Here is an 11,563-nt window from a genome sequence, read left to right as displayed (position 1 = left end):
TTTGCAAGTTACAATAGTATCAAAATCTTTCTAAACAACATTTTTGAATATATTTATAAATATTATTTATATATTAATTTGATTTTATTATACAAAAACAACATCACAAGTGCTATTAATACAGTGACAGCGCTATTTCACATAAATTTATTCTATTTATCTTTCACAAATCATGATATGACTTTTTATTTTTTGCGGTGTAAATTAACAATGATGAATATGACAGCACTTTCTCAAAAATAAAAAAACTCAATATGTTACTGTTACTAGAAATTTGGCGATTTAATGCTTTATAATTCACAAATCAAATGGAATATCGTTTATGACGTAATCATTATCGGTTTTGGTGGTGCAGGTGCGACAGCAGCTAGATTTGCTGCTGATCATGGTGCGCACGTCCTTTTAGTCGATTCTGCTCCTGAAGGTAATGAAGGAGGTAATACCCGCTATTCTGGTGGTGCATTTGCATGGGGAAAAGACTTTGACAATCTAAAAGAGTATTATATTCAAACTTATTACCCCTTCAAATACGATTCAAAGGCGTTAGATGCTTTTGTCAACAATGTTTTACAGATGAAAGAGTACTCAAAAAAATACTTTAACATTGATGCGAGACCGACTGGCAGAAGGCCTAATGGCGAATATTCAGAATATCATCATGCTGATGCAATGCAGTCACAAAGCATGACTCAAGGTATGTATAACGGTGGTCTATGGAAATTATTACGAAAAAAGGTTTATGAGCGCTTAAACAACATTGACATTTGGTTTGATTCACCAGCCGTTCATTTAATTCAAGATCCAGAATCTAAAACCGTTTTAGGTGCACAAATTAATAGAAAAAATCAAGTTCGTAATGTTGGCGCCAGAAATGGTATTGTTTTAAGTTTAGGCGGCTTTGAAAATAACCAAGATATGGTTCAAAATTTCCTAGGCCAGGGTTCACTGGCTCCTATTGGAACACTTTATAATAAAGGAAAAGGTATTGACTTAGCTCAAGAGGTAGGAGCTCGTTTATGGCATATGTCAAATTATGATTCTCATGGACTTTCTCTACGTGAAAATGAGCCGAGAGAAAAATTTGCCTACATGATTAATTGGAAGAGCTTATTTAATGGCAGTATTTTTGTTGCTGGTGATGACGGAACAAGATACTTCCGTGAGGATGAAGAAGACCGCCATGGCTACAAATATAATCATGGCAACTGGATTATGATTCCTAATCAAAATCATCCGCACATTATCATGGATCAAAAACAATATGATCAGTTGTCCAATGACGCTTCAGCAGAAGCCTCACAAATCAAGCAATTACTATCTTATGCTATTAAAGCAGATTCAGTAGATACTTTAGCCAAAAAAATACAGGCTCCCAAACTTTCTCAAGCAATTGAAGATTTTAATTTTCTAACAAACGAGAAAAAACGTGACATGTTTTTAAATCGTAAAATTAACACCATGCGTGCTTTCAACGTGGGCCCATATTACGCTATTCCGGTGAGACATAATATTCTTCACACACATGGTGGGGCTAAGAGAAATGAACATTGTGAGGTAATCGATCTCGAAGGCAATGTTATTCCTCATCTTTACGAGGCTGGAGAATTAGGTGATATCTTTGCCACTAAATATGTTGGGGCCAACTCTATTGCCGACTTATTAATTTCCGGTAAAATTGCAGGTACCAACGCGGCAGCTCCAAAGCCTAAAATGCAGCAAGTAGATGTAGTTACTGGTGCTTCAAAGGTAGAAGAATTAAAAACAGATGCACGTTCATCAATTAATAATTTTTCTGCTAAGAAAAATCAACAAATTGGCATAAGTAACAATGGCATTAGCGATCTACCAATAATAGTGCGAGTTACTAAAAACGATGGTAAAATAACTAAAATTGAAACCTTGCAAGAAAAAGAGTCACCATCATTAGGCGGCAGAGCAATCCCATTATTGACCACTGAAATGATAGATAAACAGACGACCGATGTAGATATAGTTTCTGGGGCTACTACTACTAGCCATGCTTTTCAAGAAGCTGTCAAAAGCGCCTTAAATAAATATAAAAATGATATTTAAATATCATAAATATTTAAATATCATACAAATATTGATTACTGTTTACTGTAATTAAATTGCACAACTGTTATTCTATTAAATTCAATCCAACAGAAATTTTCTTGCGAAAGAAGCGAGAAGAAAACGTTTTTAAGCTTTCTTCTCGCTTCTTTTTAATTTTTCCTTGTTAACCAGTAATACCTAGAATTAATCTAGCTTCCCTGCTCATCATTTTTGGAGACCATTGTGGATTCCAAACGATATTGATATCACACTTTCTCAACCCAATAGATAATACCGACTCTTTAATCATATTTTGCAACATTTCAGTAATTGGACATCCCATTGTTGTCAAAGTCATGGTGATTGTACAAGTTTGATTTTTTTCATCAACTTTAATGTCATAAATTAGCCCTAAGCTGATTAAATCCACTTGCAATTCAGGATCAATTACACCTGTTAAAGCTGAATAAACCATTTTTTCTTTTGCACTTAACTTGTCTAAGTCCATCAGCCAATAGCACCTTCCATTTGAAACCCTATCAGTCTATTAAGTTCGACGGCATATTCCATTGGCAACTTCTTGGTAAACGGTTCTACAAAGCCCATAACAATCATCTCAGTAGCTTTTCTTTCTGGAATGCCGCGACTTTCAAGATAATATAATTGATCCTCTGAAATTTTAGAAACAGTAGCTTCATGTTCCATAGCAACATTAGAATTTTCAATTGAATTAGTGGGAATAGTATCAGATGATGACTTATCATCCATGATGATCGTATCGCACTCAACGTGAGCTTTAGAGCCAGAAGAATTTTTACTAAAGTTAACTGTACCACGATAGTCAGTAGAGCCTCCGCCTTTAGCAATCGACTTAGAAACAACAGAACTAGAAGTGTTAGGTGCATTATGCTCCATAACAGAGCCAGAATCTTGATGAATTCCTTTATGAGCAACAGCGATAGATAACATTGTACCTCTGGCACCATCACCATTAAGATAAACACTAGGGTATTTCATAGTTACTTTTGCACCTAAGTTACCATCAACCCATTCCATGGTTGCATGGGCGCCAGCAGCAGCACGTTTAGTTTCTAAACTGTAAACGTTATCTGACCAGTTTTGAATTGTAGTATAGCGGGCATATGCTTCATCTAAAACATTTACCTCAACGACTGCTGCGTGCAGCGAATCAGAAGAATACTGTGGAGCAGTACAGCCCTCGACATAATCCAGATGTGCTCCCTTATCAACAATAATCAATGTCCTTTCAAATTGACCTGAATTTTCTGAGTTTAATCTAAAATATGCCTGAATTGGGGTTTTAACTTTGACTCCTTTAGGCACATAAATAAACGTACCACCAGACCAAACAGCCCCATTTAAAGCTGCAAACTTGTTTGCAGTCGGTTTAACTAATTTTCCAAAGTATTGCTTAAATAATTCCGGGTATTTTTGAAGCGCAGTATCAGTGTCAGTAAATAAAATACCTTGTTTATCGAATTGTTTCTTCATATTACTGTAAACCATTTCTGATTCATATTGTGCGGCAGAGCCGGCTAGATATTTACGTTCTGCCTGTGGAACACCCAGTTTTTCAAAAGTTTCCTTAATATCTTCCGGAACTTCAGCCCAATCACGGTACTTCTTATCTGTCATTTTCTGATAGTAGTGCATGTTCTTTAAATCAAGTCCCGATAAGTCTGGTCCAAATTCAGGCATCGGTAACCTTTGATAGATTTCGAATGATTTCAACCGATAGTCTAACATCCATTTAGGTTCATGCTTTTCAGCCGAAATCCGTCGGACAATTTTTTCAGTTAAACCCCTACCAGTAGTGTACTTTGGCTTTACATTATCATGAAAGCCGTATTGATAATTCTCATCTTTTACAATGTCTTCTGCTTTAGTCATTTTTTTTGTCCCTTTTCTCACCTAACAGCATTCTATCAAGAGCCCACCAAGATAAAGTGGCACACTTTATCCTGGCTGGAAACTGCATAATATTAATCAAAACTTGTGCATCCCCCAATTTTTCCAAATCTTCCTGACTATGTTTTTTACCCATAGCCATATCAGAAAAAATCTTGGAAAGTTCAATTGCCTGTTTCGTTGATTTACCTTTTACCACTTGAGTCATCATGCTAGCAGAAGCTTGGCTAATTGAGCAGCCCTCTCCTTCAAAAGCAATAGCCGTAATTTTTTTATTTTTATCTAATGTACAAGTGAAATGTAGCTTATCACCACAGCTAGGGTTATAGACATTAGTTTCATTCGTAGGATTTCTAATTCTTCCTGTATTTTGTGGATTATTTGCCTGTTCTAATATGATGTCTTTATACAAAAGTTTTAATCTATCTAAATTCATTAAAAAAATCCTCAGTTTGTTTAATCGCATTGATTAAAGCATCAGCATCAGCTTTAGTATTATAAAAGTCAAAACTAGCCCTAACTGTTGCCGTAATACCTAAGTCAGTCATCAATGGTTCGGCACAATGGTGCCCTGCTCTTACTTCAACTCCTAATTCATCAAAAGCAGTAGCAACATCATGAGGGTGAATACCAGCAAGGTTAATTGAAATAACCCCCGTATGTTTAGCCCACTCTTTTGGTCCATAAACGGTTATGCCAGGAATATTTTCAATTTTAGGTAATACATATTTAACCAGTTCTTTTTCTTTAACTTGAATATTTTTAATACCTATTTGATTTAAGAACTCTATAGCAGCTCCCAAACCTATTACACCAGTATAATTAGGAGTACCTGCTTCAAATTTTTGTGGTATTTGCGCCCAAGTTGCATTGGCTCTGGTAACATGAGCTATCATTTCTCCTCCAAAACGATAAGGGGGCATTTTTTTAAGTAGTTTTTGTTTGCCATACAAGATGCCCGTCCCAGTTGGACCAAATATTTTATGTCCGGAAAAGGCATAAAAATCTGCATCTAACTTCTGAACGTCAACTGGAAAATGCCCCACAGCTTGTGCACCATCGACTACCATAATTGCATCATGTTGATGTGCAATCTGACTAATTTCGCCAACGGGATTGATTACACCTAAAACATTACTGGCATGTGTTACAGCCACAATCTTAGTTTTATCCGTAATTTTAGTTCTAGCATCTGCTAAATCTAATTCGCCATTATCACAAAGCTCGATATATTTGAGACTGGCCTGCTTCTTTCTAGCTAGTTGCTGCCATGGAATAATATTGCTATGGTGCTCCATGATGGTTATTACGATTTCATCACCTTTTTCAATAATTTTATTGCCTAAGGTAAATGCAATCATGTTTAGACTTTCAGTAGCACCTGAAGTAAAAATGATATCATTTTGGCTGGGTGCATTGATAAGTTCTTTAACTAAGTTTCTACTTTCTTCATATTTTGCTGTTGCAATATTACCTAAAGTATCCACACTGCGGTGAACATTGGAGCGGGCTGTTTGCTCAAACTCCCTCATTACGTTCTGTACACTGATAGGAATTTGACTAGTCGCTGCATTATCTAAATAAACTAGTGGCTCATTATTAATTTTTCTGTTTAAAATGGGGAATTCATCCCTAATGTTGTTTATTTTGTTCACGAATTAATTTTCTTTCCAAAATATCAATCATATTTTGCCGGACATTTTTAGCAGGAATGGCATCAATAACTGCTCCTAAGAATCCACGAATCACTAATCTCTGAGCCTTAGCATAAGATATTCCTCTGCTCATCAAATAGTACATTTGCATTTTATCAACTGGTCCCACACTTGCGGCATGAGCTGCTATTACGTCATTTTCATCAATTAAAAGTAACGGATTAGCATCTCCTTTTGCTTCGTCAGACATCATTAAGACACGATTCTTTTGATCAGCATTGGAGCCATGAGCACCATGTACAATTTGACCAATGCCATCAAAAATCAGTTTAGAAGAATCAAGTAAAACTCCGCGTTGATTAATTAATCCTGTAGTATGAAGTCCACGATTAGTAACGCGATTGTTAAAGCCAACTTTTTGTTTACCACTTGTAATAGCAATGGCTTTAGAATTAGCATATGAGCCTTCACCAATCAGTTCAGAATCTAGATCACCTACTGTGTCACAATTATTCATGAGGCCAATAGCCCATTCAACGTGTGCATTTTCTGCAATATTAGCTCTGCGATTAAAATAAAAAAGAGTATTCTTATTTAGCTCTTCTAGTGAAGAAATCTCAATATGACTATTAGCTTTAGCAACCACTTCCATTACCATATTAGCAGTATTAGGTTCATTACCAATGGTCTTAAGGTGTTGCACGATTTTGACTTGACTGCCTTTCTCTGCAATGATTAAAATGTGTGGTATCCAGGCATTCTTGTTAGTACAGTCTTGCACTAGGTCAACTTCAATTGGCTTGTTAATTACACAATTTGATGGCAAATACAGGACATAGCCACAATTCATGTAAGCCATGTGGTAAGCAGTCAATTTATTTTCTTCATACTTAATAACTTGTTTCATTAAGTAGTTCTTAATTAATTCTGGTCTGGACTTAAGTACGGCAAATAAGTCGGCAAAAATTACTCCTTTTTTATCAAGTCTAGGATCAAATTTTCTTTGGACTTTTGTTTCACCAATTTGAATTAAATTAGCTGTACTTTGCTTATCAAGCATCTGTTCTTTTGAATCCTGCCAAACAAGATTTCTTTGCTTAGTTAATGGCCAATTTTCATATGCAAATCTCTGCATATGAGGTAGCTTTAATTGACCGATTAGGTCAAATGCATTAAGTCTTTGTGCAGTCAACCAATCAGGTTCTTGATGCAATTGACTTGCGTGTTTGAGTTCTTGATATCGGTCAGATTTCACGATTATCCCCCCTAATCTTCATCTGTTAATTTGATGTGTAAACCTAGTTCATCTCGTAAACCGGCATAACCCTCATCTTCAAGTTTCTTAGCCAATTCTGAGGTGCCATCCTTAACAATTCTTCCGTCCATCATTACATGAACAACATCAGGCACAACATAGTTAAGCAGTCTCTGATAGTGAGTAATCATCAAGGCGCCAAAACTGCTACTTCTCATAGCATTAATACCTCTTGACACCACTTTTAACGCATCAATATCTAGACCGGAGTCAATTTCATCTAAAACGCCAAACTTAGGCTTAATCATCAGCATCTGTAATATTTCATTTCTCTTCTTTTCACCGCCAGAAAAGCCCTGATTTAAATACCTTTCTGTCATTGATTCGCTCATATCTAATAAGTTTAGGTTCTGATCTAAGTCATTCAAAAAGTCAGTAACTGGAACTGGCTTATCTTTAGGTCTTCTAGCATTAATAGCAGCTCTTAAGAATTCTACATTAGTTACTCCCTGAATTTCTGCTGGATATTGCATAGCCAAAAAGAGTCCTTTTCTAGCTCTTTCATCAACTGTCATTTTTAAGATACTTTCGCCATCAATTAAGATATTGCCTTGGGTTACATAATAATGAGGATTGCCCATAATCGTTTCAGACAAAGTTGATTTACCGGTACCGTTAGGCCCCATAATCGCATGAATTTCACCAGTTTTAATTGTTAAGTTGACACCCTTCAAGATTTCCTTACGAACCTTTTTTTCAGTGTCTTCTACTTCTACATGCAAATTTTTTACTTCTAATATTGACATATTACTTTATCCCCTTCTTAAAATACACAGAGTTTTTCGGTAAATTAGTAGCTAATTTTTTAGCTGGACAGTCTAAGTCACAAGCCGCGCATCTTCCTTGCTGCTCTTTTTTAAATGATTTATACACTATTACCGCAGCTAAAAAAACGATAACTGCAATTATAAAAATATTGATAAAAAGTCTCATCTCTACTCCTCTATATAATTAGGCTGCTTAATTTAAAAACAATAAAAGCCACAATATAGGCAATTAAGGTTGATGACAGTAATGAATATATCATCCACTTGTTAGACCCTGTTTCTTGTTTTACTGTGGCCAAAGTTGCTGTGCAGGGTGAATATAACAAAATAAACGTCAACAGAGCTAATCCAGTTGTAGGTGAAATGAATTGTGTTAAATTTGCTACTAAAACAGCCTGACTACTGGTATGAAACATGACCATCATACTTGAAGTAATTACTTCTTTAGCTAAAACTCCGGTAAACAAAGAGCTAATGATTTGCCAACTAGTGATACCTATTGGAGCAAAAATAGGTACTAAACAGCGTCCAATAATTGCAGCAAAGCTACCAGAGGAATTAGTAATAAAGCCAGCAGGTCCAAAGTTAGATAATAACCAAATGAACACTGTACCAGCAAAAATAATTGTTCCCGCTTTTTTAATAAATCCTTTGCCATTCTCCCAAGTACTATGAAACAGCACGTCTAATCGCGGTACATGATAGTCTGGCATTTCAATTACGAAAGTCGAATTTTCTTTAACTTTGAAAAGCACTTCATAAACTTTAGCCATAAATAAAGCGACAAAAATTCCCAGTAAATATAGTCCAAGCATGATTAAAGCCTGATTTTGAGGAAAGACTGCCGCTGTAACCAAAGCATAAATTGGTAGCCTGGCTGAACAGCTCATAAAGGGCATAATTAAAGTCGTTACCAGTCTTTCCTTAGGCTGTTCGATAGTTCTGGTTGCCATTACACCTGTGGCATTACATCCAAAGCCAATTATTAGAGGAATAAAAGCCTTGCCATTTAAGCCAAAAACTTGCATCAAACGATCCATGGTTAGTGCTGCTCTGGCCATATAACCTGTATCTTCCAATATTGCAATACAGGCAAACAGCATAAAAATCTGGGGAATAAAAGCTAAAATACCTCCAACTCCGGCAATAATACCATTAACAATCAACGATCTTAAAGCAGGAATGGCACCTACTTGGATAAGCCAATTATCAAACGTATTAGACAATGGTCCAGATATAAAACTATCAAAATAATCTGAAAGCGGTGTTCCCACCCAGTCAAACGATAGTTTAAACATTAAAAACAAAATTAATATAAAGATAAGAACGCCTAAAATCGGATTAGTAACTACGCGATCAATTTGATTAGAAATTTCAATATCATTAACACCATTAACACGTTCAACCGCTTCTGCAAGTAGTTTATTGATAAATTCTAACCGTCTAGTTAAAATCTTGTTATTGAAATCCTGACGATCATAATATTCAGTTTGCTCCAGTAAAGGTGTGAGATGATGGCTCTCAGCATATTTACGAACATATTTATTTTTATTCATATATTGAATGCTTAACCATGTAGCCTTTTGCAAAGTAAAACCAAATTTTTTAACCAAGTCTCGCGCTACTTGTCTAATGGCTTGTTGTACTATTTCAGGATATGCTATCTTTAATGGTCCCTCTTTAAAGTCACCGCGCTTAACGATTTCATTGCGTAAATCTTTAATGCCATAATGGCCACGTGCATTCGTAGCAATTATCTTACAGCCCAAGTTATCCTTTAAAATAGACAAATTATACTGTCGTCCTGTGCGGTGCAAACTATCAATCATATTCAAAACCAAAATTACAGGATATCCTAGTTCTAATATGTCAAGAGAAAGCATTAGATTACGTTTTAATTGATTTGCATTTGTAATATTTAAAATCAAGTTGGGCTCATTATGCATAAGATAATCTGCAACTACTGCTTCATCTTTTGCTAAAGGATCAAGTGAATAAACACCTGGTAAATCAATTACAGTGGTATTGGCTCCTTTTAATTTTCCCAGTTTTTTATCAACCGTAACTCCAGACCAATTTCCCACATGAGCATGAGTACTAGTCAGGGAATTAAACAGGGAACTTTTACCAGTATTGGGATTGCCAATTAAAGCTATCGTATCAGCCATTTTCCTCACCGCTAGTTAAAATCTTAAAAACACTATAACGAATTCCTATTCGTTGATGATTATTCTCAATAATAACCGGGCCATGAAAAGGATAAAAACGGACAACTTTAATTTTGCTTCCACTGTGAATTCCTAAATTGTTTAGCCGAGTTACTGTTGCTTGGTTTAACTTAAGTAATGAGTTCAATTTGTATTGCTTTTTCATATTTATCATCATGCTTTCATAATCTAACATTATTATATAATTTTCTGTAAGATAAAAAAGCAATTTTATAACTAATATTTATAAAAATTAACTTTGCTTAAATAAATCAGTTATGTACACTATTGCTACTAGACTTATAATTAATTAATAATAATTATAAATCAATAAAAATATTTTATATTAATATAAAATCCTATATTATAATAAGAGATTTTAAATCAACATAACATGACATAATCTAAATATAAGAAAAATGACCACTCCACAATTAAATATCGAAGAGTAGTCCTCAGTTGCCAACTAATAAAGGGCCCTAATTTTGAGTTTCAGGCCAACATATACCTTTACAATATTAAATAAAAAATGCTCCGAGGTAGTTAAATTTGTAATTAAAGCTCAGGGCTTTAATTTATTTAACCAGTCGAAGCATCTTATTTAAAAATAATTAAGCATCAAACTGAAGAGTCTGAACTGTGTCACCGTGGGTCGTATCACCTACCGACACATTAGAAACAGATTTTATGACGTCCATATTAGTATAAACAACTATTACCGTATCATCATAATTTTCAGCCGTAATTAGGTCTGTATTCATACTTGCCAAATAATCATCCTGCTTAACGGTGTCGCCCTGTTTGACAGCCACTTCAAAGGGCTCACCTTTTAATTCAACAGTATCAATTCCTAAATGGACCAATATTTCTAAATTATTATCAGTAGTAATGCCGATTGCATGCTTAGTGGGAAAGACTGTGGTGACAGTTCCAGCAACAGGAGAATAAATTTTGCCATCTGTAGGCTTAATGGCATACCCATCACCTAGCATTTTCTGAGAAAAAACTTCATCTTTCACATCTGTAATTGGCATTAGTCTTCCATCACAAGCTGCAGCCACTGTAAAACCGCGTTTTTTAAATATATTAAACATTAATTCTACCTATTTCCTAATAAATATACTAATTGTTAAAACTAAACAAAAACCAAAGATAGTCAAAAAGATAAAAGCAGATACTTTAATAAAATTGCTTTGACATTTTAATTTGCCAGTTTGTTCATTAATACGTATGATGCCAAAAAGCGCCAAAATCAAGCAAAATATGTTACCAACCATTAACTGGCTAATCGCCTGACTGAACATCAAAAAGTGATAATTACCCTCATACTTAAGAATCAAATCTTTCTTGAGCCAAATATAATAACCCATAATAAAATCCGTAAGAGCTACTATCATATCTATTGCGATCAAAGGTGTATCATTCAAAACAATATTGATGTTTTGTTTAGCAACAGATGATGTCAAAACTATAAAGCAACCGAAAAACAAGGGAATTAAAATTAAAGCATTGATATAGGCTGTCAAAATTTTTTTAGTATCCAAATGAGCCCTATCCAAGAAACTAATCACGAAGTTGTTTATCTTACTTACCATTTTTATCACTTTTTTCTTTTTGCCAAATACCAAACTTATT

General features: G+C 34.9%; 12 protein-coding genes. 1 reads left to right on the top strand and 11 read right to left on the bottom strand.

Going from position 1 to position 11,563, the window contains the following annotated elements:
* Nucleotides 1-285: 285 nt before the first annotated feature.
* Complete coding sequence (locus Q0K80_RS08825) at nucleotides 286-2,073, top strand: FAD-binding protein (RefSeq protein WP_294605530.1); 1,788 nt, start codon at nucleotides 286-288, stop codon at nucleotides 2,071-2,073.
* 166 nt (nucleotides 2,074-2,239) lie between these two features.
* Here the strand turns inward: Q0K80_RS08825 and Q0K80_RS08820 are convergent, their stop codons facing one another.
* The 11 genes from Q0K80_RS08820 to Q0K80_RS08770 form a co-directional block, all read right to left on the bottom strand.
* Entirely contained in the window at nucleotides 2,240-2,563 is a 324-nt protein-coding gene (locus Q0K80_RS08820) for a metal-sulfur cluster assembly factor (RefSeq protein ID WP_294605529.1), read from the bottom strand.
* On the bottom strand, nucleotides 2,563-3,966 hold the full coding sequence (gene sufB / locus Q0K80_RS08815) for a Fe-S cluster assembly protein SufB (RefSeq protein WP_294605527.1): 1,404 nt from the start codon (nucleotides 3,964-3,966) through the stop codon (nucleotides 2,563-2,565). The genes Q0K80_RS08820 and sufB overlap by 1 nt, the downstream gene beginning before the upstream one ends.
* The gene (sufU, locus tag Q0K80_RS08810) at nucleotides 3,959-4,420 is read right to left on the bottom strand and encodes a Fe-S cluster assembly sulfur transfer protein SufU (RefSeq protein ID WP_294605525.1); all 462 of its coding nucleotides are present in this window, start codon (nucleotides 4,418-4,420) and stop codon (nucleotides 3,959-3,961) included. The genes sufB and sufU overlap by 8 nt, the downstream gene beginning before the upstream one ends.
* Nucleotides 4,407-5,639, bottom strand: a complete 1,233-nt coding sequence (locus Q0K80_RS08805; protein ID WP_294605523.1) for a SufS family cysteine desulfurase — start codon at nucleotides 5,637-5,639, stop codon at nucleotides 4,407-4,409. Before Q0K80_RS08805 ends, sufU begins: the two co-directional genes overlap by 14 nt.
* Complete coding sequence (gene sufD / locus Q0K80_RS08800; protein ID WP_294605521.1) at nucleotides 5,617-6,894, bottom strand: Fe-S cluster assembly protein SufD; 1,278 nt, start codon at nucleotides 6,892-6,894, stop codon at nucleotides 5,617-5,619. Before sufD ends, Q0K80_RS08805 begins: the two co-directional genes overlap by 23 nt.
* Nucleotides 6,895-6,905: 11 nt before the next feature.
* The gene (sufC, locus tag Q0K80_RS08795) at nucleotides 6,906-7,700 is read right to left on the bottom strand and encodes a Fe-S cluster assembly ATPase SufC (protein ID WP_294605520.1); all 795 of its coding nucleotides are present in this window, start codon (nucleotides 7,698-7,700) and stop codon (nucleotides 6,906-6,908) included.
* Nucleotide 7,701: 1 nt separating this feature from the next.
* The gene (locus tag Q0K80_RS08790) at nucleotides 7,702-7,887 is read right to left on the bottom strand and encodes a FeoB-associated Cys-rich membrane protein (RefSeq protein WP_294605519.1); all 186 of its coding nucleotides are present in this window, start codon (nucleotides 7,885-7,887) and stop codon (nucleotides 7,702-7,704) included.
* 10 nt (nucleotides 7,888-7,897) lie between these two features.
* Entirely contained in the window at nucleotides 7,898-9,889 is a 1,992-nt protein-coding gene (gene feoB / locus Q0K80_RS08785) for a ferrous iron transport protein B (protein ID WP_294605517.1), read from the bottom strand.
* Nucleotides 9,882-10,094: a FeoA family protein gene (locus tag Q0K80_RS08780; RefSeq protein WP_294605533.1), complete on the bottom strand. Its 213-nt coding sequence runs from the start codon at nucleotides 10,092-10,094 to the stop codon at nucleotides 9,882-9,884. The genes feoB and Q0K80_RS08780 overlap by 8 nt, the downstream gene beginning before the upstream one ends.
* Nucleotides 10,095-10,539: 445 nt before the next feature.
* Nucleotides 10,540-11,022, bottom strand: coding sequence for a PTS glucose transporter subunit IIA (locus Q0K80_RS08775; RefSeq protein ID WP_294605514.1), 483 nt, complete (start codon nucleotides 11,020-11,022; stop codon nucleotides 10,540-10,542).
* Nucleotides 11,023-11,031: 9 nt separating this feature from the next.
* The coding region (locus tag Q0K80_RS08770) for a hypothetical protein (protein WP_294605512.1) at nucleotides 11,032-11,563 on the bottom strand (532 nt) is incomplete at its 5' end.

Source organism: uncultured Lactobacillus sp., assembly GCF_945290125.1.
GTDB classification, from domain to species: Bacteria; Bacillota; Bacilli; order Lactobacillales; family Lactobacillaceae; genus Lactobacillus; species Lactobacillus rizhaonensis.
This window is presented reverse-complemented; position numbering and strand designations above follow the sequence as displayed.